This window comes from Virgibacillus dakarensis, assembly GCF_900155625.1.
Classification (GTDB): domain Bacteria; phylum Bacillota; class Bacilli; order Bacillales; family Amphibacillaceae; genus Lentibacillus_C; species Lentibacillus_C populi.
Map to the genome: position 1 here is coordinate 1,610,937 of NZ_LT732554.1, position 24,533 is coordinate 1,635,469.

At 39.4% G+C, this 24,533-nt stretch carries 21 protein-coding genes and 1 pseudogene; 18 read left to right on the forward strand and 4 right to left on the reverse strand.

The genetic code is table 11. The annotated features are described in order from the left end of the window. Positions 1 to 400: 400 nt before the first annotated feature. Positions 401 to 679, reverse strand: a complete 279-nt coding sequence (locus CZ382_RS24875; protein WP_407701329.1) for an FIMAH domain-containing protein — start codon at positions 677 to 679, stop codon at positions 401 to 403. Next, positions 668 to 1,546: pseudogene (locus CZ382_RS17460) on the reverse strand (glycerophosphodiester phosphodiesterase); the annotation flags it as partial. The gene CZ382_RS24875 and the pseudogene CZ382_RS17460, both read right to left, overlap by 12 nt. A gap of 877 nt (positions 1,547 to 2,423) precedes the next feature. Here CZ382_RS17460 and CZ382_RS17465 point away from each other — a divergent pair. From CZ382_RS17465 to CZ382_RS17475, 3 genes are read left to right on the forward strand one after another with little or no spacing between them, the layout of a single operon-like run. Further along, entirely contained in the window at positions 2,424 to 3,461 is a 1,038-nt protein-coding gene (locus CZ382_RS17465; RefSeq protein WP_200809543.1) for an ABC transporter substrate-binding protein, read from the forward strand. Between the two features lie 15 nt (positions 3,462 to 3,476). Continuing rightward, positions 3,477 to 4,598 (forward strand): ABC transporter ATP-binding protein, encoded by a 1,122-nt coding sequence (locus CZ382_RS17470; protein WP_088052466.1) that lies wholly within the window; start codon positions 3,477 to 3,479, stop codon positions 4,596 to 4,598. After that, the gene (locus tag CZ382_RS17475) at positions 4,595 to 6,295 is read left to right on the forward strand and encodes an ABC transporter permease (RefSeq protein WP_088052467.1); all 1,701 of its coding nucleotides are present in this window, start codon (positions 4,595 to 4,597) and stop codon (positions 6,293 to 6,295) included. Before CZ382_RS17470 ends, CZ382_RS17475 begins: the two co-directional genes overlap by 4 nt. Here the strand turns inward: CZ382_RS17475 and CZ382_RS17480 are convergent. Beyond that, on the reverse strand, positions 6,290 to 6,829 hold the full coding sequence (locus tag CZ382_RS17480) for a hypothetical protein (protein WP_088052468.1): 540 nt from the start codon (positions 6,827 to 6,829) through the stop codon (positions 6,290 to 6,292). The two genes, CZ382_RS17475 and CZ382_RS17480, sit on opposite strands and share 6 nt — an antisense overlap. A 20-nt stretch (positions 6,830 to 6,849) precedes the next feature. Here CZ382_RS17480 and CZ382_RS17485 point away from each other — a divergent pair, with 20 nt between their 5' ends. From CZ382_RS17485 to CZ382_RS17550, 14 genes are all read left to right on the forward strand, one after another. Beyond that, complete coding sequence (locus CZ382_RS17485; protein ID WP_088052469.1) at positions 6,850 to 7,626, forward strand: HAD-IIA family hydrolase; 777 nt, start codon at positions 6,850 to 6,852, stop codon at positions 7,624 to 7,626. A 67-nt stretch (positions 7,627 to 7,693) separates the two neighbouring features. Beyond that, positions 7,694 to 8,047: a hypothetical protein gene (locus tag CZ382_RS17490; protein ID WP_088052470.1), complete on the forward strand. Its 354-nt coding sequence runs from the start codon at positions 7,694 to 7,696 to the stop codon at positions 8,045 to 8,047. Positions 8,048 to 8,355: 308 nt separating this feature from the next. Further along, positions 8,356 to 10,479, forward strand: a complete 2,124-nt coding sequence (locus CZ382_RS17495) for a ribonuclease YeeF family protein (protein WP_159457828.1) — start codon at positions 8,356 to 8,358, stop codon at positions 10,477 to 10,479. Between the two features lie 10 nt (positions 10,480 to 10,489). After that, positions 10,490 to 10,867 (forward strand): hypothetical protein, encoded by a 378-nt coding sequence (locus CZ382_RS17500; protein ID WP_088052472.1) that lies wholly within the window; start codon positions 10,490 to 10,492, stop codon positions 10,865 to 10,867. 187 nt (positions 10,868 to 11,054) lie between these two features. After that, entirely contained in the window at positions 11,055 to 11,165 is a 111-nt protein-coding gene (locus CZ382_RS24880; RefSeq protein WP_088052473.1) for an immunity protein YezG family protein, read from the forward strand. Positions 11,166 to 11,705: 540 nt separating this feature from the next. After that, positions 11,706 to 12,011 (forward strand): hypothetical protein, encoded by a 306-nt coding sequence (locus CZ382_RS17510; RefSeq protein ID WP_230856085.1) that lies wholly within the window; start codon positions 11,706 to 11,708, stop codon positions 12,009 to 12,011. Between the two features lie 17 nt (positions 12,012 to 12,028). After that, entirely contained in the window at positions 12,029 to 12,484 is a 456-nt protein-coding gene (locus CZ382_RS17515) for a hypothetical protein (RefSeq protein ID WP_088052475.1), read from the forward strand. A 482-nt stretch (positions 12,485 to 12,966) separates the two neighbouring features. Beyond that, entirely contained in the window at positions 12,967 to 13,221 is a 255-nt protein-coding gene (locus tag CZ382_RS24360; protein ID WP_230856090.1) for an SMI1/KNR4 family protein, read from the forward strand. A gap of 251 nt (positions 13,222 to 13,472) precedes the next feature. Further along, positions 13,473 to 13,937, forward strand: a complete 465-nt coding sequence (locus tag CZ382_RS17525) for an SMI1/KNR4 family protein (RefSeq protein ID WP_088052476.1) — start codon at positions 13,473 to 13,475, stop codon at positions 13,935 to 13,937. 219 nt (positions 13,938 to 14,156) lie between these two features. After that, positions 14,157 to 14,690, forward strand: coding sequence for a CdiA family toxin C-terminal domain-containing protein (locus tag CZ382_RS17530; protein WP_230856086.1), 534 nt, complete (start codon positions 14,157 to 14,159; stop codon positions 14,688 to 14,690). A gap of 15 nt (positions 14,691 to 14,705) precedes the next feature. Then, entirely contained in the window at positions 14,706 to 15,101 is a 396-nt protein-coding gene (locus CZ382_RS17535; RefSeq protein ID WP_088052478.1) for a hypothetical protein, read from the forward strand. A 607-nt stretch (positions 15,102 to 15,708) separates the two neighbouring features. Next, entirely contained in the window at positions 15,709 to 16,212 is a 504-nt protein-coding gene (locus tag CZ382_RS17540; RefSeq protein WP_088053529.1) for a superoxide dismutase family protein, read from the forward strand. Positions 16,213 to 17,242: 1,030 nt separating this feature from the next. Beyond that, positions 17,243 to 17,878, forward strand: a complete 636-nt coding sequence (locus CZ382_RS17545; RefSeq protein ID WP_088052479.1) for a hypothetical protein — start codon at positions 17,243 to 17,245, stop codon at positions 17,876 to 17,878. 362 nt (positions 17,879 to 18,240) lie between these two features. Then, positions 18,241 to 20,964 (forward strand): MBL fold metallo-hydrolase, encoded by a 2,724-nt coding sequence (locus tag CZ382_RS17550; RefSeq protein WP_088052480.1) that lies wholly within the window; start codon positions 18,241 to 18,243, stop codon positions 20,962 to 20,964. 229 nt (positions 20,965 to 21,193) lie between these two features. On the opposite strand, the gene CZ382_RS17555 is transcribed toward CZ382_RS17550, so the two are convergent. Further along, positions 21,194 to 22,123, reverse strand: coding sequence for a helix-turn-helix transcriptional regulator (locus CZ382_RS17555; RefSeq protein WP_088052481.1), 930 nt, complete (start codon positions 22,121 to 22,123; stop codon positions 21,194 to 21,196). A gap of 446 nt (positions 22,124 to 22,569) precedes the next feature. Between CZ382_RS17555 and CZ382_RS17560 the strand changes: the two genes are divergently transcribed. Beyond that, positions 22,570 to 24,486 (forward strand): BglG family transcription antiterminator, encoded by a 1,917-nt coding sequence (locus CZ382_RS17560; protein ID WP_088052482.1) that lies wholly within the window; start codon positions 22,570 to 22,572, stop codon positions 24,484 to 24,486. The last annotated feature ends 47 nt before the right edge of the window (positions 24,487 to 24,533 follow it).

Below are 24,533 nucleotides of genomic sequence, written 5' to 3' on the forward strand. Positions count from 1 at the left end.
CAATCAACATATGGAACATGACTAGTAGAACATACCAGAAATTCCTTCCAGTTTAATTAATTCACATGATCCCATTGACCTTTGTTACATTGGAAATAGAATCCAATTCCTAAATTTTTCTATGGGGTGCGAAACTTAAGATACAGAAATCCTCAAAAAAAGAGAAACCGCAAAAATACGAATAAAAATGACCTCATTACATCTTTGCAGTTTCTCCATTTTTCCAACGCATTTATTAACTTATCTTTATCATAGCAACGAAATCTGTGTAGAACATTATTTTCTAAACCCTTTCGTTACAGCAAAAGACAATGTTTCCTATATCTTTATCCATGTTAGATTCAACAGTTGCAAATGTGCTAATTTCTGATCCTAACTTATGATTGGCTTCAATACCTTTTTATGATTGCCATTTTTCAATCAATAGATTAGCCTGAAGCATCAGGCTGTCATATGCTTCTTCAGTTATCCATTCTTCACTTTGATAGTGATTAAGCAAGTTCTTAAAGCCATTTGCATGCTTAACAACTTTGTCTCTTGCTGCTTCATCTTCAAAATGACTTATTGATGTTAAATGGATAGTTAGAGCATTGAATGCTTCCTCGTTTTCAATTGCTCCTTTGTCATAAAATTTATCTACTAGACTTTGTATATAGGAAGCACTATGAAATTCAGTAATGACGTCACTAAAAAGGTCAGGGTAATTTGTAAATAACCCCGTGACCCCCCATTCCAAAGCTGTTTTCATGGCCTCTTTGGTGTTAACTGTATATGGATGGATTTGTAATTCATGGCTTCTAACAGTATGAACATATTCTTCATTGATGTTATTAAAGTTTGGTCCAACCCCTATAGCGTACTGTTCTATTTCTTCAAGCTCGTCTTCAGCATTATTTCCCAAAGCCGGCTGACTAATCAATTGAACAAGGGGCATAGATGGATCCAATGAATGAGTTAATTTCAAACTGTCAGAAGAGAACGACTGAATGAGCACATTGTCTGAGAGACCATAACTTTCTATTAAACGCAATAGTTCCTCTTCCATTCCTGGATAGACATCCGGTGATTTTGTTTCAATGTAATAGTTTGATCCAGAACCGAATCTATCAAAGATTTCCTCTAGCGTGGGCACCTTTAAACCAACATACTCTTCCTTTGCTTTTTCCGGGTAAGCTGCATTAAACCATGAACCAGCATCCAATTGTTTTATTTCTTCCACCGTCATATTTTCTACCAAACCAGTCCCATCTGTTGTCCGGTCCACTGATACATCATGCATGGCAATGAGCGTGCCATCCGATGTCATTTGCAAATCAACCTCAATGTAATCCCCGTTTAGTTCTTCTCCAAGTTCATAAGAGGGGATTGTATGTTCAGGTGCATATCCGGAAGCTCCGCGATGAGCAACATTTACAATTTTTCCCTCTGGGTATTGAAGGTTAGCTGGAATCACTTTCTCTGCAGCTGATCCTATGTTTGGCATGTAGAAACATGCTACTAAAGTGACAATCATGAAAGCAGAAGCAGTTTTAAACCAGGTTTTCATATTTAATTCCACCCTTTAACTGTTGGATTTTAGTTCCTGCTTGATTAACACTTATTCACTACTGTTTTTTTACAAAGTGGTTGAACTAAGAAACAAGGTACTTTTCGCATGTCTTTATCGACAAACATCCTTAGGAATTTTGCTTTATAGGTATCCTCCTTCCTTATTCCATATCAATATTTACAGAAATTGATCAATCACCTCCACTGTGTATTAATAAAAGATGACCTTAACAAGCTATGAAGTTAGCAAATATACTAAGCAATCTATTTCTATCAGTAAGAAAAAAATACAGGATATAAAAATAAACCCAGCCAAAACTATGAATACGATAATAGCAACCGCACGCTAGGAGAGGTTATCCAAATACTATTCTCTCATAATATAGTTAATAGTAGCAAAATTGCGATATGTAATCAATGGGAATAGAATAGTTGTTAAAAAATGGGGCGAAAGTGGGATAAATAAGATATAGTTTCTCATTATAGTATGCCTTTGGACCTGCTACTAAATGATGTCAAAGGAATGCTTACAGAATTCCCGCGTGATAGATGAAAACTATTATCTATATGGGGGAGGCTTATGGATTACATGGGAATATCACCTTATATGGGAACCTTTTATATAATAGATGACTTTGTAAACCAACTATCTTCTTCTCCGGTTTACCCAGTAGAGACGCGCAATAAAGTATGGAACTTACTAAACCATCAATGAAAGTCGTGCAATAACTCATGGAACTTGTGCAGTATAGGCCATCTTCTTTGCAAATCATGGTCATGCCCATATCTACACTCCTAACGCGTCCAAAGTTATACATAAAAATAATTTACCCTCATATATTTCTAGAGAAAAGTATAGACAAGGGGGAGCTAGTTTGAAAAAAACATTATCGCTATTTATATCCGTTTGTTTTTTACTAAGTTTTGTTTTGCTTAGTGCTTGTGCCGGGGATGATGCATCGGGTGAAGAGGAGGGGGGAGGTAAGCCGATAACGTTATATTCACCAGAAACTCCGGAGCTTTCCAAGGAGCTGGCGGCTAAATACGAGGAATTAAATGGTACAAAAGTCAATGTTAATTATGCAGGTACAAACGTACTCGTTAACAAAATGATGGCTGAAAAGGGGAACCCTCAGGCTGACGTATGGTATGGCGGAGGAGGCATTTTGCCATTTGAAGCGGCGGTGGATAAAGATATCATTACATCCTATATTCCTGAGAGCGCGGAGGATTGGGAGGTAGTGGAAGATGGTATAAAGGTGAAGCATGAGGATGGGTATTATGTTGGTACGGAGATGTTTGTGCTTGGATTTGCCTACAATACGGAATTAGTGTCGGAAGAAGAAGCCCCAAAAACGTGGGAGGATTTGTTGGATCCAAAATGGAAGGGAAAAATTCAATTCCCTAATCCAGCAGCGTCCGGGACGGCTACATTAATGGTATTGAGCTATATGATGCAGCATGGGGAAGAGGCAGGCTGGGAGTACTTCCAGAAATTAAAAGATCAGGCAAATTCCATCCCTGACTCAGGTTCAGGTCCAACAAAGGGTGCTTCAATGGGGGAGGCACATATCGCGATAGGCTTCGATTTCATGGCTTATGAGCATAAAGCAAATGGAGAAACGGTCGACTTTATCGTACCGGAAAAAACTCCTATTCTTGTTAATCCAGTCACACTTGTTAAAGATGGCCCCAATCCTGAAGGCGGTAAGAAATTTATCGATTTCATGCTGAGTAAAGATGCCCAGCAAATTTTGACTGATTGGTACCATATTCCAATTAATCCGGAAGTAGAATCAAAGACTTCCTTATCCGTAGACAATATAAAAGAACATGCTGTCGACTTGGATATCGACTGGGTAAATGAAAACTACGATCGAATCAGGGACGAATGGAAAACGAAAATAAAGTAAAGGAAGCTGATAGACATGGGGTCAGTTGTGGTTGAACAACTAACAAAGGATTTTTCAGGTGTGACTGTACTTCAAAACATCAATTTGGACATTCAAGAGGGCGAGTTTTTTGCCCTCTTGGGACCATCTGGCTGTGGGAAAACAACGACGATGCGCTGTATTGCCGGATTTGAGAAGCCTACAAAAGGTGTTATAAAAATTGGGGATAAAAATTTAAACGGACTGGCACCAAACGAACGAAATTGCGGGATGGTTTTTCAAAGCTATGCACTTTTTCCACACATGAATGTATTCGATAATGTGGCGTACAGCCTTAATATAAAGCGGCTGAAGGAGAGCAACTTTTTTAAGAAAATTGGTACTTACACGAGGATGCTCAATAGCAGGCTGGTGAAGTACCCGAAAAATATTGAGAAGAAGGTTATGGAAATTTTAGAGTACGTGGAATTAACCGATCATGCTAAAAAGTTGACAAGTGCATTGTCTGGAGGTCAGCAGCAACGGGTCGCATTGGCAAGGGCACTTGTCATGGAGCCTGAGGTATTGCTGATGGACGAGCCGCTATCCAACTTGGACCAGAAACTAAGGCATACGATGCGGAATACCATCCGGCAAATTCAACAGGATTTAAAGATTACGACTATTTTCGTTACACACGACCAGGAAGAAGCAATGAGTATGGCCGACCGGGTAGCGGTTATGAAGGATGGGGAAATATTACAAATTGGTACACCGACAGATTTGTACAGTAACCCAAAAAGTCCATTTATTGCTGACTTTGTTGGGACATCAAACATTATTCCGGGAAAAGTGATGGAACAGGAAAATGGCTTGTCCGTCATTCAGATTGGCAATCAAACTTTAAAATCGGTCGCAACTGCTGATAAACAAGAGGTTCAAGTCATTATTAGACCAGAAAATATCAATGTATTAAACGAGAACTCCATGGAATATGACAACTCATTTGATGGAGAAATCTTATTTTCCACGTATTTGGGTTCAACGGTCAGATATGATATTAAGGTTGGTGACTATACATTAACCGCTGATACAACCTATGAATCTGGTAATCAAATCCTGAAAAGTGGAGCTTCGGTAAAATTAGGCGTTTCCCCTGAGAGGGTGTTGTTAATATGAAAGGCTTAAAAAAGAATTTGACTGGCATCGGGATTATGAAGCTGCTAATTTATGCCTTTTTTATTCTATTCTTGATTATCCCGCTGCTATCGGTTTTTTTAGTTAGTTTCACAGGGGAGCCTATTAATTTCTTTGGGTCACTTATTAGCCTTGATACAATGCAACAAACATTTGACCAATTTAAAAATGCGACGTTAGATAATTTTAAAGCGATCTTTTCCAATGGTTCGTATTTTAAAGCATTGACGAACAGTTTATATTTATCGCTGTTGGTCTCGGTGATCGTATTAGTGATTTGTGTCCCGATTGCTTATGGTATTGCCAGAACAAAAATGCCATTTAAGAAAACGATTAGTGCTTTATGTACCGTTCCACTAATTGTCCCTACATTCATTTCGGCGTATGCATTTATCATTATGTTCGGCAGAGCCGGGTGGGTGACTTATATCTACCAGGCATTAGGTGGGGAAGGGTTTTTAATTGATCCATATTCGTTTACCGGAATTGTTCTAGTGCAAGTATTTTTCTTTTTCCCGTACGCGCTTTGGCCGATGGTTGCGGCGTTTAAAGTAAGCGACGTCTCATTGGAGGAAGCGTCAAGAAGTATGGGCTCAAAAAGCTGGCTGACTTTTTTCACAGTAACGTTTCCACTTGCTATTCCGGGGATGCTTTCCACAGCGTTAGTTATCTTTGCTGTAAGTTTTTCTGACTTTGGCACGCCAATCATTCTCGCGCCTACCGATTTGAACTTACTCGTTGTTGAGGCTTATCGGGAAATAGCTGGATTTTTCAATTGGGGCGGTGCAGCAATTTTAACCGTCATCATGATCGCTGTGGCTGGATTTGTCTTCTGGCTGCAAAATGCGTTCTTTAAAGGAAAGGATTATGGCTCACTATCCGGAAAGCCGACACAGGTGAAAATGAATAATAATAAAGTGCTAACGGTATCATTGTCCATTTTTTCCAGCTTAGTTGTGCTCGTCCCTTTGTTGGCAATGCTGACTGTTTTTATGCAGTCGATCGCGACCACATGGGGTGTTGAACCGCTTCCTTCCGGATATACATTAAATCACTATAAAGATATTTTTACAAATTCACTCGGAAATATCCAAAACAGTATTATATTGGCACTTGGGGCACTAGTGTTAAGTATTGTTATTGCGACGTTTGTTTCCTATTTTGTAGTACGGCAAAATTCCACGGGCCTGGATTTCATGACAACCGTCCCGCTTATTGTTCCGGGTATCGCCTTTGGTATTGCCTTGATCCAGACGTTTAATACAGCACCTTTACAGTTGACCGGGACAGCCGTGATATTAATTATTGCGTATACAATTCGGCGTATTCCTTATATGATCAGGTCGACGGTAGGAACGATGAAATCAATAAAAGCAGATATTGAAGAGGCAGCCGTTAATCTCGGTGCTTCCACACTGACAGCAGCTATTACCGTAATTGGGCCACTTATGTTACCGGGTATTGCAGCGGGATCAATTTTGGTATTTGTAACGGTCATCAAAGAAACAAGTATATCCATTTTAATGGCCCCCGCTAATTGGGCGCCGATGAGTTTAGCGATCTTTCAAAATATTTTACGGGCAGAGTATTACTCCGCTGCGGCAATGTCGATTGTCCTGGTTGTTTTAGTTCTGGTTTTGCAAGCAATAGCCAATCGATTTTCACGAAAGCAATTATAGTAAAAATGGAACATCGACAGTAGAAAGTGAAACATCAACAGAGGAGCGAGCAACATCGACAGTAGAAAGTGAAACATCAACAGCGAAGCGAGCAACATCAACAGTAGAAAGTGAAACATCAACAGAAAAGCGAGGAACATCGACAGTAGAAAGTGAAACATCAACAGCGAAGTGAGCAACATCGACAGTAGAAAGTGAAACATCAACAGCGAAGCGAGGAACATCGACAGTAGAAAGTGAAACATCAACAGAAAAGCGATCAATATCAACAGTAGAAAGCGAAACATCAACAGAAAAGCGAGCAATATCGACAGTAGAAAGTGAAACATCAACAGAAAAGCGGGGAACATCGACAGTAGAAAGTGAAACATCAACAGCGAAGCGAGCAACATCAACAGTAGAAAGTGAAACATCAACAGAAAAGCGAGCAATATCGACAGTAGAAAGTGAAAGATCAACAGAGGAGCGAGCAATATCGAAAGTAGAAAGTGAAAGATCAACAGAGGAGCGAGCAATATCAACAGTGAATCGCACAACGACAGGGGGATGGGAAGTTGGCTAATGGATTTATTTTTGACTTGGATGGAACTGTCTATTTGGGTAACAAATTAATTGCCGGTGCTGCTGAAACGATAAGTCATTTAAGGAATCGTGGAGATAAGGTCATATTTTTAACGAATAAATCGATTGAAACGGTTCAAAATTACGTGGAAAAGTTAAACCGTCTGGGAATCGATACGGATTATCATGAGGTGATTAATTCCAATTATTTGGTCGCTAGGTATTTAAAATCGAGGTTGAAACAAAATGAAAAAGTGATGGTCATTGGGGAGCAGCCGCTTATCGATGAATTGAATGACTTGAATATTGCTATAACAGATAATAGTAAAGAGGCAAGCTATGTTGTTTTAGGCTGGGATCGTCAATTTACGTATGAAAAGTTAAATAATGCTTTTCAGGCCTGGAGAAATGGGGCACGTGTTATTGCGACGAATCCCGATAGAACTTGCCCTGTCGAAGGTGGGCAAGTTCCGGATTGTGGAGCGATGATCGGTGCGCTGGAAGGAGCTACTGGTGAAAAAGTAGAGATAATCGTAGGCAAGCCATCGACACACGCTGCGCATTTTATTGTTTCAGAGATTTTGCAGCTTCCACCGGAAAATTGCTTTATTGTTGGCGATCGGCTGGCGACCGATATGAAGATGGGGCTGGACTACGGATTGCAGGCAGTTCTTGTTCTTACCGGAATTACGAATCTCGGTATGGTTGAGGACTCTCGTATGAAACCGTCAGTGATTTTAGATAGTATTAGAGAAGTAGTAGATTTATAAACTTTGGATTAGGGGGAAGAGGTAAAGCTCCGGTATTGTAGCCGGAGCTTTTGAACGGCAAATTGATTTGGATCGGGATATTTCTGCGATCTATCGGGCAAATTGCGAATTGGATCGGGATATTTCTGTGATTGATCGGGCAAATTGCGAATTGGATCGGGATATTTCTGTGATTGATCGGGCAAATTGCGAATTGGATCGGGATATTTCCGTGATTGATCGGGCAAATTGCGAATTGGACCGGGATATTTCCGTGATTGATCGGGCAAATTGCGAATTGGATCGGGGTTTTTCCGCGGTCCATCGGGATTTTTGCGAATTGGATCGGGATATTCCGCGATTGATCGGGCTTTTTACGCTTTGGATCGGGAATTATGCATTTAGGATTGAACTGCGGGCGCTGCTCGATCAAATTGGGTGATCTCGTTTGTTTATATTGCTCGATCGATTTTGGAGGAAGCTTGATCGAAAAGGGTTAGAACACGATTAACTTTACGCTACGGTTCGCTTGTTACATGAATCATTTGGGTGATCATATGAAGGTTGATTGAGCGCTTACGCTTATTGTCGTGCGATTTTGCTTTAAGCCGAACTCGCCTAGCCACCCAAAACCTTTCTCCTGGTTGTCCGCAAAAACAGTTATTTCTTCCCTTTCGAAATGGTAGTGATTTCCTATATAATACAGATAGAATTAATGAGATTTTCACGAGAATAAAGGACCTAACGGGGGTGTGGTCTATCAAGGTATTAGATGTAAAAAGTTTGCGCGCCGGAATAGGGGCTACCAAAACAGGTCTGCATACACTAGAACAGCAGGTCAAGGACCTTGAGCAGCGGGTGCAGGCGGTTATCACACTTGATGAAGCCTTTAAAGGGAAAGGTGCCCAGGCGATTCGCTCATTTTATCAGGAATTACATATGCCATTCCTGCTGTTCCTGGAGGGATTTATTGCGGACTATCAGGAAATTTTGACGGAAATGGAGAATGCCCTGCAATCGCTGGAGGGTGCGGAGGATGGCTATATTCACGAGCAATTTTTAGAGCATGATTTAGTGGACGGCTTAAAAAAGGCGGAACGGGTGACGACTGCGTTAACGGATGAGGTAAATGCTTCGATCAAGACAGTAAGAGATATTATCAGCCTGCCAACGCTTGATGATGAGGAATTTCTGTTTAACCTGACACAGGGTCGAACCCAGATATATGACACGCTTGAAAAGCTTCACGATTATGATACCAGGCAATCCGCCAAACTTGAGGACGTAGAAACGGATCTGCAGGTGATGAAAAACTATTTGGAGCAGATCGGCAGCAAGTTTGCGAGTGGGGAACTGGGTATTAAGAACTATTCCGTGAAGCAGCTGGAAGGAAATAATGCTTATGACTGGCTGCTGAAAAGTGTGCAAAGTAAAGTGAGAGGAAATACGTTTTCATTCGATAATATTTTAATGTATGGTGCAAAGGAATTTTTGACCCGGTTCACGAAATTGCCAATACCGGGTGCCGCGGTAACCTATATCCAGAAAAAGCTGGAAATGCGGACGGTGGACTATAGTGCCCGGGCGATGAAGGTGCTAATGGATATAAAAAGTGACTCCATTACAGCTCAAGAATTTGCAACTATTCAGGCTAATATCACGGACATCGAACAAGTTTCCGATTATAAGGGTGAATTTCAAGGAAAATATCTTGCGTTTGCGGATGGGCGAATTGTTCGGAAGTTTAAAGATGGTGACGGAAATGTAAAGTATGAATTTGTGAGAGACATTCCAGAAAATAGAGAGAAGCCGGAAGAAGTGAACCCGTTTGTAAAGGCGGGACAGAGTATACTGGAGATAGGGGAAGATATTAAGCACGGATTTGAAGAGCGGGCGGATAAGCGCCATGATTCGTGGTATGATTATGCCAACTACTGGACGAGTGGACTTCTTGATATTGGTAAGGGATTTGGCGAAGGTTTGGAGAGCCGAGGCGAAGAGGTATTGGAATCACCATCCTTTTATAGTGTAACAAATTGGATTAGTATAGGCGGTTTAGATTTGGTTAACGGTGCTGTCAATCCGGATGAGGCGCTTTCGAAAGAGCATCTGATGGCTAGCTTCGGTCTTGCAAGTTTGTTTAGTATAGCAAAAGCACCTGTCACGTCAGGCGGTTCTTCCGCGGTGAAAGCTGCCGGGAAAGCAGCGGACGCGGAGAAAAAGGTGAAGCCTGTTGAGGGGAAGGAGAAAGCTTCATCTCGTAGTTCGGTTAAGGGTGCTGCTTCGAAATTAAAGGATGACATGTTTAAGCCAATTCTGATTCCGTCAGTGAGTAATTTGTTTAATTGGATTAGGAAGAATGTTCCGGAAGTTGGGCTTGTGCGGGAGGCCGGTACGGGGCAGTATTACTTTTTTGCGCGGGAGAATAATGGCGGAGGTTCGTTTCGTGATAGGAATAAATCAACTGATTCTAATAATTTTAATTTTTCGGATTTAACTCATGAAGAAAAGTTGAAGATTACAAAAGAATATGCAATACGGTCTCCCATAGAAATTCCTAGTGCCGCAAAAGTGAAGGTGAGATCAAAAACTAGCTATGAGCAAATTACGTATAAATGGAACGATGGGGATTATAAATATGAAGTAAGATGGCACACAAGGACACCAGGTGCTCCGGAATCTCAAGGTAATACGTGGGTTATACAAAGAACGATTCCAGGAAATGGAGGTTCAATGCCACAAACATTTTTCATGGTTGGAAAAAACGAGTGGATAGAAGCACATAAGTGGTATGATGCAATAGCTGCAAGGAAAGCAGGAGTTGCTACAAATGAACAATTAAAACTATTAAATGATGGGCATTGGAAGGATTAGGGGTGAGATAGTGGATATAAAAGAAAAATACTATAAAGGATTCGAGGGAGAGCCTGAGATTGAAATAGTCAACGAAGGGGAAAAGGTATTAAGAATATGGAATGGTTATTTTGAAACTTTGTTAGAAAGCCTATTCAATGAAGAGGACCCCGTTGGATTGATTAAAGAATACGTTTTTCATGAAGGATGGTATGATGAAAGTCCATGGGAAATTAAAGATCTTGACTTAGCCATAGAGCAATTTAAGAAATCGGACATAAATAATATAAGGCACAAAGAAGAAATTCAAAATATATTACCAATTCTTCCTGAATTATCGAGAGAAATAGTTTCTTTTTTACAAGATTCAAAAGAAAAGGGAAAAAAAGTGTATATTGTTTATGAATAAAGCATCAATAATTGCGAATGGTTTCTTTGAATTCGGTAAAAGTTTTTCGGATGGCCAACAGATTTATGGTAGATTATACAATTGATCGAGAACCATATACGAAAGTATTCCGGATCAGTCAGTAGGATAATAATGGAAGTCGAAAAATGGAAGGGTTGTATCAAGAAGCCGCTAAATTATTGATGAGATGATACCCGAAGAATGGGAAAAAGTTTACCTGTATGGACAGCTTGGTGAAGATGAGGAACAGTGTTATTTTATTATATACCAAAACATGGTAAACCTTTCTGCAGTTTGAATATACCAAATGAATTTCAGATAAATGTCGATGAATATTTAAATTTAAGAATTGAATTAGACGACTGACTTTTTGCCTTATCTCCCGAACTCGGGGAGAGTTGTGAGGAGCAGATACATTTAACTTTTATATTGGAAGATACAGAGCGTTATAAATTTAAGTACAGTTATGGGGAATTAAATAGTGATCCGAGACAACAAGTAAACAATTGTATTAACCGGTTTTTAAGTGCTACTCACAGCCCTTAGATTAAAAGCTTAATGAAACATTGAAAGAACCAATATATTGCCTGGATGTAAAAACGTGAAGAAGGGTTACAATGAATTTAAAATAATGAAACTAGAAGATTATTTAGTTATAACTAAATGCAAAATTAGTTGATATTAAAAATGGAGTCGTTAGATTGGCAAGTATTAAACTCGAGATTGATGAATTCACTATACCCAAAGACCTACTAGTAAATGATTACATCCAATTTGAATGCTCAAGACTCGATTTGATTATAAGGCATATGCTTGGATGGGAAAAGAATGATATATAGTGATTGATACAAATCAAGTGAAGACAATAATTAATGAACGGAAAAAAATACATCCGGACGATCCGTCAACCAAAATTAAGTGGCAAGAATTAATAGATGTATTCACTAAAAATGAGGATGATACAATCCATTGCTTAGTAAACTGTGACAAAGAGGACATTGAATGGATAAGTGAAGTGTTTGAAGATATTTCTGAAAAACTACAAAGTAAAAAGTTTATCGAGTGCATTGAACTTCTTCAAAAAAAATATCCGGAACTAGATTTAAAAACAGATGTAGATTTTGCTAAGGAAGCAATGAAATAATCTAACGGAGCGAAAATATGCCAACAAAAAAGATAACAAACAACTGCAAAATCGGTCAGTTAACCTATTCTAAGGAGAGTAATGAATTTCAATCAGCCCCTGAAGCAAATTCCGATATCATATTATTACTAGGCTATATCAACATTAGATTTAATTCGGAAACAGAAACTGCAACGCAGGTTTGGGGATTTCATCACAATTTTAATTGGATTGAGAGAAAAATAGTATCTCCTAATGCTTCAAAAGGTATTTTGCGTTTAAATCTGGATCTTGATCCGGGTGATACCAAAAGACTTAATCAACCAAATGAATGGAATACTTATTATGATCGGGAATCGGGTTGGATATGTTTTGGAAATCCTGAAAATTCCAGCAGGGATAACAGTGTGGAGTTTTTTACGAATACGATTGTTACGCTAAGTAATACAGGGGAGATTGAATCATTGTGGTTGAAGCCGGAATTCATTGAGTAAAACTTGCATTTAAAATTTTAGGGTTCCTAATGCGAACAAAATTAAATTCAGATTATGGAATGAAGAAAATCCAGTGAGATACAAGTGTCAATCACTGGATTCTGTAGAATATCCTGCTTTTGATGTATGTTTGTGGTGCCTTTTGAAACGTTCTTTGTAAGCCTAAGAGCAAAGCAAGAGTTGCGCAAATGGCTGAGAGGTATCCCTGATAATAAATCGGAAATAGAGGAGATATTAAATACGGTGAAAACTAATTTTTTGGGGGAATAAGGAATTAGAATTGATATTGGTTTGGTTTGAACAGAAGCCTTACAATCCAGACTCTGGTAGGAAAAAAAGTTCATAGGGAGTTCACGCAAGTTGGGGGGTCATACCGTAAATGGTGAATAGGAATAAAGAAGTAATCCCCTTATGGCGAAAGTTGTTAATTCACATGAAAGCTTTCAATCGAACAAATTGAGCACTTTGAATTTGAGAGCAACATAAATTTTACAAAATTATATAAAAAGTTCCTACTTGAACACAATGGCGGCAAGGCTAGACCCAATGTATTTAAAATTTCGGATGTACAGGGGCCAATTGTTATAAATGCATTCTTTGGAATAGGAGATTTGTATGACAATTTGGAGGATAATATTGATATACTTGGTGAAAGGTTACCCGAAGTATTCATTCCAATTGGAGAAGAGCCTGGAGGAAATGTCATATGTTTAGGCAACAAAAGAGCCCTATTTTAAAAATATTTATTTTGGGATCATGAGAACGAATCAGAAAACCCAAATGATATGAAGAACATGTATTTCCTTACTAATGACATTTATGAGTTTCTTGGTATGTTATACGAGGATACTGAAAAATAAGTTAATTGATTTATAGATGTGTATAGGGAAAGTACTGTAAAAGATATTGATTAATAGTTTAAAAAGTGTAAATGAAGCATTTAGGTTATTTAGGGGGATTTACGGGTTTATTTTTAAGGGAGGATAAAATGGAGCTTAAAGAACTGTCAATAATTACCCCTTTACCGGACGACGAGTTACTGCTTGAACGGGAACGCAAATGTGAGATAAGTTTACCAGAAAGCTATAAAAAATTTATCAAAGAATATAGTGGGGCAATTCCAAGGACTAGTTCATTTCCCAGTAATGGACATTCGTATGCAATTGATAGGTTTCTATGTATTTTAGAAGAAACTGAAAATCATGATTTGGGTGTCTATGATATTGACGTAACCTTAACAAGGATAGAAGAAAGACTTACAGACAATGAAGATTTGACAGGAGTAGAATTGTTGCCTATTGCTATTTTTTTTCAGGTGATTATTTGTGGTTGGATTTCAAAAAATACAAATACATACGCAAGTGTTTGCATTTGGAGTCATGAGGAATCGGGAGAATTAGATCCTGTAACATATTTTGTTTGCAAAAATTTTGATGAATTCCTTGAAATGTAGGAAGAATAAAAAAATGTGGGGCCAAAAATTTTACTAGGTCTCACATTTTTATTTTGTACATTAAAATACATTGGTTTATTCATTATTATATCGTTTGTAAAATACCACTGTTAAGGGTGCGGCTACAAAATTAAAGGATGGGACATTTCAGCCGTATTGATTCGGTCGGTGAGTAATCTATATAATTGGTTTAAGAAGAATATGCCGGAAGTTAGGCTTGTGCAGGAGGCTGGCACAGGGCAAACTTACTTTTTTGTGCGAAGGAATGATGGCAGTAGTAGTAATAATCAGAGAACCAACAGCACAAACCATTTTAAATTTGGAAGTAACGCCAAAAATCACTTAATTAATTCTGAAGGATTCAATCGAAATGGTGTCAAAGGTGGCCATAATTTAGATTCATTTAATAATGAACTGAAAACACAAGGATTCAACCCCAGCGATTGTATTATTAAAAAGACACCTCACCCTACTGTTAAAGGAGTATATGAAATTAAATATCAGGTTCCTAAGAAGGACTTAGCCGGAAACTTGCTTATTCCAAAACAATACAGGGTAATTAAGGATCCTAAAACCGTTTATAACCCCGAACTGATTAGTAATGAACAAATGTTTAATTGGGGAAAAGAAGCAATGAATAATGGATCCATAAACGGTAGAAGAGTTGAAGGTACCGCGTCCAATGGATTAAAATTTATTGGTTGGCTGGATGAATCCGGAAATGTTAAAAATTTCTACCCTATAATAAATTGAAAGGTGTAGTTTCAAATGACATACAAATTAATTATAGATAAAAATGAAATTACTAATCTACTAAATGATTACTTTTTTGAGGTATCAGGTGTAAGAGGGTTACTTCCTGAAGCATTAAAGTATTTTGGTAAAAAAGAGGGTTTTGGAAGTGGTGGAAAAACCATTCTATTTCTTAATGATTTAGATGAATCGGATGAAGCATATGCTGTTTTAAAAGGAGATGGAAAGGTTCTATTATCAGTGGATGAAGCTACTTCAAGTGCTGATCAAGATTGTGAGGCATATTTAACTTTTCAGGAATTCTATGATTATCTTATTAAAGAGGTGCAAAAAGTAAGTAAAGAAAAACCCGAGCAGAAGCAAGAATTGGAAAGCTTGATGTTAGATGTGAAAAAAGGATTAAATATATAGTGAAAATGGCAAAGGCTGTAATGAATTGTTGATTAAAATTGCAAAGAAGCTGGAGAAATTTAATCTTCAGCTCTTTTTAATTTTAACTATGATTTAAAAATCCTACGTTGAATCATTGTCTTGAATTGATAGCGATGGATTATAGTGCTAGCGGGTATAAAAAGTGATTCCATTACGTCGGAATAATTTTGATCGGATACTATGTTTCCAAATGATTCCCTACAATTTTGGGTATCTTTAACAAACCAGTACTTTATCCCTTTTGCACGTTATATCACTTTTTCCTATTTTTCCGTAACCTTTTTTTACCTGTTTTACATACTTCATCTACAAGTGGAACACAGGGATTCTTTGATCTGGTTGGTACCCTAATTATACTAAAAGTCCAGTTACATGCGGGTTTTTCATACCTTTTCTGTTATAAAACTAGATTTTTACTGTTTGGGAAAATAAAAAATTATAACTGTTGCGTCCTGCTTCAGCGCTCAAGTTTGCAACACCTATTTCTTCTGCTGCGGCAAATGGTTGCTGACACACAATAATCCTTCTGGGCATAAAATTAAGAAAGAATGAAATGACAGGAGGTTTAAATAAATTGTATCCATATATGTATTATCCATATTTAATGTACTATCCGATAAGAGAAGAGATGAGCAGGGCGTATGCTGAAATAAGAGGTAGTCAACTGGCTCCCAATTTACGGGGGTATGTTACATTTACAGATATTCCGAACGGGACAGAGGTATCTGTAGAAGTAGTTGGATTACCACCATACAAACCCGCACAAGGGGATCAGGCACCAATAGGTCCCCATGGTTTCCATATCCATGAAAAAGGGAATTGCGAAGTTGGAGATGAAACGGATCCATTTCAGCAGGCTGGCGGGCATTGGAATCCGGAAAATCAGCCGCATGGTCACCATCCCGGAGACTTTCCAGTTCTTTTTTCCAATAACGGATATGCTAGAATGTCCTTTTTTACAAACAGATTTAAAAGTAAAGATGTAATTGGCAAGTCCGTCATGATTCATCAAAACCCGGATGACTACCGCACACAACCAGCTGGAGACGCTGGAAAACGAATAGGCTGTGGAGTTATTAAGGCGTATTAGTCTAAATGGGTGCATGTCTAGCTTCAAGGCCTGCGGTAAGTTAAATCCGAAAGCAGCAGTGGTTTGACTAAGGAAGCACGGGAAACCCCTAATATGATAGCTTACCAATACCGGGGTTTTCCTCTTATTATATTTCCGCAGTCACAAAACTTTAATTGTAAGTGATTGCAGTTTCCATTACAAAGTAACACCAGGAAGACGAACAAAGTCATATAACGCCAATTATTTTGTAGATATTTCCCGGGAAATGTTGGTGTTCACATAAAAGCATGCAATTAAGGGGGGAATCCTGTGACTGGATTTGTTACATTATTCGTTAAGTTCCTCTAAAAATATAAACTGCCGAGAAAAACGAATATTGGATGAATAAAGCCCGTTAAATAATGTCGAAAATGAATTAAAGTTAACATGCCCCGTTTTATCCATTAACCAGTGGCTCATGGAGACAATAAATTAGGTATTATAACTTAAGAAAAGCCATGTTTTGTCATAAAATACTGCAACCGTCCTCTGAAAGTGAACCTACTTAGTATTCGGAGCCTTGAAACAATGGAACATTCCAGGCATGATGTTAATGAGTAGTAGCAGAATTAAAGATCTATTACCCTTTTCCCTTTCCCCTACATGTTCATATTGTATCTCCTTTAACCGCTGAACAGTGTTTGGTGAGCAAAACCAGGAATCCTGCAAATATTCCTTTTTTAAGACAAGTTTATGTACATATTTTATCACCTGTTCTGAAAAAATTTCTTTCTAAAATTGATATGTGTTGAACCATAATGGAGACTTGCTCGAATCCTATGTTTACTACATTTTCCCTCCGGCAAAAAGGCAGCGGTGATTGGGGTTGCGCCGGTTAGTGGTGAGGGTTATGATAGATTGTAGAGAAGAATGGAAGTTTGGCGGATGTAGATGGGGAAAATTCCGCTAAAGAGCTGGCTAAATAGCTAAATAAGCGTGAAAAGATAGATTTCCGACTTTCCCCACCAATAAATAGATTCTCGATGAGCGATAGAAAAGGGGTTTTTCCATGCGTTTGTTAGAAGATTATAAAGAAAAACGTAAAAAATTTCGCGATTTACATTCCAGAATTCTGAACAGTGTAAGTTCAAGTTATGGATACAAAGCCGCAGAGGTTATGGGAATTCTGGAGAACAAACGGATTGTTTTTGAATCATATCCCGAAAGAGACGCACATTTGGATTTTACGGTATATGGAGAAATTGAGGATGGAAATAGCGCCTTATCGAACTATTTAAACGATCACGATGCAAAAAATGAAGAGGAAGAAGGATTTTTAAAGATAATGGAACAATCGGTAGTCTCCTTTTATGAAATTACCGGGGTTGATCCGGAAAACAATACCATTATGCTGGCGGATATTTTGAATCCTTCTCATGTTTATAAGGTTATTGATGTGGCACTTAGTGGTTCAGCAAAAGAAAAGACACTTATATGTACACGTCTTTTTCATCTTGGTTCTTACAGTATGACGTCTGGTTTGCTCTTTCTATTTAGCCCGGATCACCGGGAATATATACTGAGAAGAAGCAGGAAAATGATGAAAAAAATGAAGGGTGCTAATAAATCCGACAAGCGTTTTCTTGCCTTTTTTGATCTGAATAGAAGGGATGGACTTCCAGCCATGCTTGAAGATGTAAAATAGTTGGAGTGGAAAGGTAATGATGGAGCCCATGGTGGAAATGATCGCGCGGTCCAGAAGGTGAATGGATAAACCGATCGGGTCGTGGAAAACGATCAAGCGAATAGCAAACCGATCGAGTCGCGCGGAAAGTCGATCGAAGAAGGGAAAAAACGATCGGACCGTGCTGGAAACTGATTGAGCGCGAGGGAGAAGCAATTGAACGAATGGCAAAACCTTAAGCCACACGGGAAAATGTTCGAATCAAACGGAAAAACGCTCGAGCACAACTTGAAATCGATCGTCACCGAGCGTGAGAGAGTTTTTCTAAATAAACGGGACAGGGAGCCTGAAACTTTGTCTAGAAAAGAGAAAGGAGCATCCTCTTGAAAGTAACAGTATTAGGTGGAGGAAATGAAATTGGAGCCTCTTGCCTGCATATTCAATTTGATGAAACAAGTATTCTGATTGATGCTGGAATGCGGATGCATGGGGAAAATAACTTACCGATGTTCGGGATGCTGGATGAATTGGCAAAGCCGGACGCCATCGTTGTGACACATGCTCATGCAGACCATATTGGTGCGTTGCCGGTTGTACATGCCTTGTATCCGGATGTTCCGGTATTTTCAACGCCGCCGACAGCAGATTTAATGCAAATTATGATGAAAGACTCTTATAAAATTTTGACCGAACAAAGCCGTCTGACGCAATCGCTCATGCCCTATACGGAGGAACAAATGAACCAGTTTCTGGAGCGGGCTCGTACTTTTCCGGCAAAAGGGGTATTGCAAATTGGTGATGTAAAAATCACCGCCTACCGCGCAGGACATATTATTGGTGCGGTGATGTTCCTGATTGAGGGGGATGGGGAGAGCATTTTGGTTACAGGGGATTTATCCTTTCGCAGTGGACGAACAATTCCGGGTGCAAAAGTTGCAGAAAATATTCGGCCGGATGTTGTCATCATGGAATCGACATACGGCAATCGCCTGCATACGGATCGTAACACCGAGGAAAAGCGATTGGCCGAACATGTTGCCGCAACAATCGAGAATGGCGGTTTTGCCTTAGTCCCCGCCTTTGCACTTGGACGTGCACAGGAGGTTCTGCTCATCCTCCAGGACTATATGGAAAAAGGGCTGATCCCGACATTTCCGATTTATGTTGATGGTTTGGTAACACCAGTGTGCCGGATTTATAAAAATTACCCCCATTACTTGAAAGGCCCTGTTGCTCACCGCATTCGCACAAATGGAGATGCATTTTTAACAGAAGGCCGATGTATCGCAGTTAGTCCAAAAGAAAGGGAAACCGTTGTGAAAGGAAAGCCTGCGTGTATTGTTGCTTCATCCGGGATGCTGACAGGTGGAGCCAGTGCCTGGTATGCCAAACATCTTGTTGGAAATAACAAGAATGCCGTTTATCTTACCGGGTATCAGGATGAGGAAAGCCCTGGTAAAAAGCTGCTCGCACTTGCCGATGGGACAGAAAGCACGTTGGATATTGATGGCACAACCTATCAGGTGAACTGCCTTGTTGATAAATTCGGTCTGTCGGCACATGCGGATGCCAGTGAAATGACCAGGTTTATTGAAACACTTGATCCAACGTACACCCTGCTTGTACATGGTGATGATGATGCAAGAAGCTCACTGGCAAATAAAATTCACCCAAGATTTCAACCAGTACTGGTGGAAAACGGCGAGACCTATCCATTTGAAAAAAGAAAAGAAGGAAAAGGAATTGTCGGCAAAAAATATAAACGCAATCGGGAACAGGAGCGGTTACGAAGTTATATCGGATCCGTACTGCTGTACAAAAAGGAAAGCAGCCAGGCATTGAAATTTGGCCTTTGTCAAAATGTTCATCCCAAAATAGCAACCTTTTTTTGTGAAACGCCCAAGGGAAAATTGGATAAGGTGGAATCGGTTCGAGTAGCTGAAACACTCGGCCCGTGGAATGCCTCCATTGAAACGTTTGCCGAAGCAGCGACTGATGTGCTGACGTTTAGCCGCCCATATTTGGAAGATGTCAACTGGGATTTGCTGCCGGATTACATTGTATCCTTGCAGGAAGTATTTACCCTGTTGCAGGTAGAGAATGAAGCACAGCAATTTGCCATTGCACTAGCATTACAAAGTATCCCCGATGAACACCGGCATGTGGATCCGGAAGGCCGAATCGGGTACAAGCTGGATAAGAATTTGCGTTTTCAATTAAGCAATCTTGATTTGCCGATACAGGCGATAAAAATGAATGCAAATTACGCCATGGATCTTATTCGCACGTATTTTGCCGAGCATCCGCGTTTTTTACGCTGCGGTGTTCAACAGAACGGAACGGAGCAGGAACATATTCTTCTGTCATTTGATTTTCCGAAAAGTATTACTGATAGAGAGCGGGAACAAATCAAAAGAGACATTAGGAAACGGACGGGCTGGGAGGTTGCGTTTTCTGATGCTGTCCGGCACGAAGCATTTCAGCCGTTGCTTGCATCTTTATTGGGGAAAAACATTGACATGCCATCAGTCCACATTAACGAATCACTTGTCGTGACAAAGGAGACAAAACCGGAAAACAGTCAGGCAATTGCTGACCAATTCAAGAAAACGACCGGCTTTGACTTGCGTTTTGCTGACGAAGGTGGTTTGGGTGATGAGAAAGGTGATCGGTCTGATTTATACGAAGCTACATCCGGAGCAGAGCCGATGGAAAATAATCAAGCCATTGCGGTTGCCAAACAATATGGTGAGGATCGTCACGTTAAAATTTACAAAGCGAGTATGAAACAACTGAATGGGCAGCCGTTAATGGAAGTACATTTTATTTCCCCGGAGATTGCTATGAAATATGGCGATATGCTGCGGGATTTAAGTAATGAAATTGGCATGGCGGTTCAATACGCGAAACAGCCAAAACAAAATGAAATTATCCGGATTACAAGAGATGCGATACCGCTAGCTTGGGGGATGAAAGGCAATCCATCCGTTCATATGGACAAAGCAGCAGTTTCGATTAAAGTCGCCAATGAGCCGACGGAAACAGAATTCACGGAAGTCGGTGAGGCTGTGTTGCAGCAAACAGGGTATACACTCATGTTGAAGTAGTTGGCAGGGAGGCAGGTTCCTTGTTTAGAGAAATCGGTCAAGCTTAGGGGGGATCAGAGTGTGTGAGAGAAAATCGATCGAGTAGTGCGGGAAATCGATCGAAACGCGTGGAAAGCCGAACGAACCCGCCTTAAAATCGATCGAACCACACGGACAATCGACCGAGATCACTCTTAAATCCGATCAAATCACACCCAATTAGGAAAGAACCTTGCCCACAGCCACGTCACTACGATTCATATAAAATTTTCCCTGTCATACGGAGATCGTACCCTTTTAATTGTTCAAGTTGGGAACGATATTCAGTTGCGTTTACGGCGTCTTTAATGACCTGGAGCAGTTCCCGGTTTTCTTTCGTTTTCAAAATGACGAGATCATATTGTTCTTTGACTAGTGGGATAAAGTCAACGTTAACCATTTTAGCGGCGTTTTCGATGCCAACACCGGCGTCTGCTTGCCCGCTGGCGACGGCTGAAGCAACGGAGAAATGACTGGTCAATTCTTTGTCATAACCCTTTACGGAATTGGTGGCAATCTGATTTATCCGCAGTTGTTCGTCCAATAAAACCCTTGCACCTGAACCTTTTTCACGGTTAACGAGTGTTATTTGTGGATTGGCTAAGTCTTTCCACGACTTTATGCTGTGCGGATTCCCTTTTTGCACATAAATTCCCGCTGTTCGGCAAACTAAATTGATCAAGATAAATGGGCGGCTGACCAAAATGTGTTTGACATAAGGGACATTGTAGTCGCCCGTATCACCATCAAATAAATGGGTGCTGACAACATCGCATTCTCCGTTATACATGGAAACAAGACTATTTAAACTGCCGTTATAAGATCGTAGTGGGACAAGGTCTGTATGGGTTTCAATATATTTGCTTAGTATGTCAAGCACCATATCCTGCCCGCTAATTACGATTTCCCGCTGATCATGTTTTGACTCCTTAGTTCCTCCGCCGTGAGGACTTCCTTTCTCCGCGGTTCCGGTTTTATTTTTCGATTTATAGCTTTCCAGATCCTGGACGTCCACCCTCATCTGCCTGCCAACTCGATAGGCGGGAAGTTCTTCCTTCTTAATCAAATCGTAAACGGTCAATTTCGATACACGCAGTAATTGTGAAACCTCTTCAATTGTATATGATGAGTTCGTATTCAAATCGATCACTCCTTTCCCTATTATAACGTGATTTTTTCCGAAGGGCGAATTTGCAAATAATGCTTTCAGTATAGCTGGATATAAGTACTCATGAAACCTGAATTATTCATAGAAACAAAGCATTTTTTGAAGGTAAGATCTAAAAGCCAGGAAGAATTTGGATTGATCTTTTATGATTAGCTATCTGATATGGTTATTTTTGGTGTTAGTTACTATGTCATGGAGAACGTAACAAACGACACCAAGCTATCTTTTTCGAATATCAAGGATATACATGAAAAGCTAACAGACCGGTTATTAATTGACAAAGGGCAGTTCAAACAATCAGATACCCCACTTTTTACCTAGAAAAATATGATACAATTATAAGTGTTACATTTTTCACACAAGTACTACATTATATATTATAGAATCGCAGCCATTGTTCTCGCTTAGGAAGTGATTGCATGAACACACGTTTACAACAGATACTTAAACAATTAAGACTAGCTGGGGGGCCCTTGACCAGTTCTGAAATTGCATCTTTGTTGCAGGTCAGTTCCAAAACGATACGCAATGATGTAAAAGTGTTAAATGAGCTATTAGAATCATATGGTGCACATGTAGCATCCTTAAGAGGAAAAGGATATCAACTTATTATTCAAAATGGACAATTATTCCATCAATTTATTCAGTCCCAAGAGAATGATTATCGGGATGGTATTCCTTCCAATCATCAAGAACGTGTCAACTATTTAATGGAAAAGCTGCTGATGAGTTCGGATTATAGTAAGATAGAAGATTTAGCTGATGAGCTGTATATAAGCCGTTCTACATTACAGCATGATTTAAAACATATTCGCGATATATTAAAGGAATATAACTTAGCTTTGGATCAAAGGCCCTATTATGGTATTAAGGTTATTGGGGATGAAACACAAATCAGGTATTGTATCTCCGAGTATTTGTTTAATCAGCAATCAACCTTAAAAGATAATATGGATGACTGGTTGGAGATTTTACCTGAAGGGGAATTGGAAGTTATTAAAGATGGTGTTTTGTTTAACCTAAGAAAACATCATATTATTATTTCGGATATCAGCTTACAAAATTTAATTACCCATATTGCTATTGCCTGTAAACGGGTTCGGGAGAGTAACTCCGTTCAGATCGTCCATCATCACTTGCAAGAGGTAGAGACGAGAAAAGAGTTTTTAGTTGCAAAAGAAATCGCAAAGGCTATTCATGGAAAACTTAATATTTCATTTTCCAATCACGAGGTTGCATACTTGGCCATTCATTTACAAGGAACGAAGCTTTCAAATTCATCTATTCGAAATATGGAGGTTAATTTCGTTATCGATAATGATATTCAAGAAACAGTTAAGGAAATGGTAAAACGTATCGATGATGAGTACGGATTTCATTTAGCTAATGATGAAGAACTACTGTTAGCGATGAGCCTGCATTTAAAACCGGCAATAAATCGGTATAAATACAAGATGAACATTAGGAATCCAATGTTAGGCGATATTAAATCAAAGTACCGATTCTCCTTTGATGCTGCCTTAATTGGAGCACAAGTAGTACAAGAAAAGATGGGCATCACGATTGATGAGAATGAGATTGGTTACTTGACCCTTCATATTGAAGTGGCACAAGAAAGGCAAAAGAAGAATAGAAAAGATGTCCCAAGCTGCTTAATTGTCTGTGCATCTGGATTGGGAAGTGCGCAGCTTTTAATGTACAAGCTGCAAAATGAAGTTGGGGACCAGTTAAATATTATCGGGTCAACAGAATACTATAATTTACGTCAACAGTCGTTTCATGACATCGATTTCATCATCAGCACGATTCCAATTGAGGAGAAATTACCTGTTCCCGTTATACAAGTAAGTACCATTCTTGGAGAAACAGATTTAAGTAAAATCAATACGTTACTAATCCAGGGAGAGGTTGTATCAGATAAGTATTTACGGAAAAAATATAGTTATCTTCAAAAGGACTTTTGTACGCGAGAAGATGTTCTGCACTTTATCTGTAAAGAACTCCAATCGGACGGGAAGGTTGATGGAAGCTATGTAGAGTCAGTGCTTCAACGGGAAAGCTATTCTCCAACTAGTTTCGGCAATATGGTCGCTATTCCTCATCCAATTGAACCGCAAACAGAAGATACATTCTGGTCGGTTGTTACACTTCGGAGGCCTATTCAATGGGGGGACAAGCCTGTACAGTTAATCGTGCTATTAAATATTAGCAAAGATATAAAATATGATTTAAAACCAATGTATTCCATGTTAATGGGGCTGCTAGACGATAAAAATATGGTGAAAGAAATTTTGCAATGTAAGACTTATCAACAGTTAAAAAGGATAATGAAGTGAACTATGTGCACGAACACCTGGGAAATGAATGCTTTTCCCGGGTATTT

What these genes read in the sequence shown, in the direction of transcription:
- CZ382_RS17540 (WP_088053529.1), top strand. Translation starts at nt 15,709, where the DNA reads ATGTATTATCCATATTTAATGTACTATCCGATAAGAGAAGAGATGAGC.
- CZ382_RS17525 (WP_088052476.1), top strand. Translation starts at nt 13,473, where the DNA reads ATGGAGCTTAAAGAACTGTCAATAATTACCCCTTTACCGGACGACGAG.
- CZ382_RS17515 (WP_088052475.1), top strand. Translation starts at nt 12,029, where the DNA reads ATGCCAACAAAAAAGATAACAAACAACTGCAAAATCGGTCAGTTAACC.
- CZ382_RS17545 (WP_088052479.1), top strand. Translation starts at nt 17,243, where the DNA reads ATGCGTTTGTTAGAAGATTATAAAGAAAAACGTAAAAAATTTCGCGAT.
- CZ382_RS17535 (WP_088052478.1), top strand. Translation starts at nt 14,706, where the DNA reads ATGACATACAAATTAATTATAGATAAAAATGAAATTACTAATCTACTA.
- CZ382_RS24880 (WP_088052473.1), top strand. Translation starts at nt 11,055, where the DNA reads ATGATACCCGAAGAATGGGAAAAAGTTTACCTGTATGGACAGCTTGGT.
- CZ382_RS17470 (WP_088052466.1), top strand. Translation starts at nt 3,477, where the DNA reads ATGGGGTCAGTTGTGGTTGAACAACTAACAAAGGATTTTTCAGGTGTG.
- CZ382_RS17475 (WP_088052467.1), top strand. Translation starts at nt 4,595, where the DNA reads ATGAAAGGCTTAAAAAAGAATTTGACTGGCATCGGGATTATGAAGCTG.
- CZ382_RS17560 (WP_088052482.1), top strand. Translation starts at nt 22,570, where the DNA reads ATGAACACACGTTTACAACAGATACTTAAACAATTAAGACTAGCTGGG.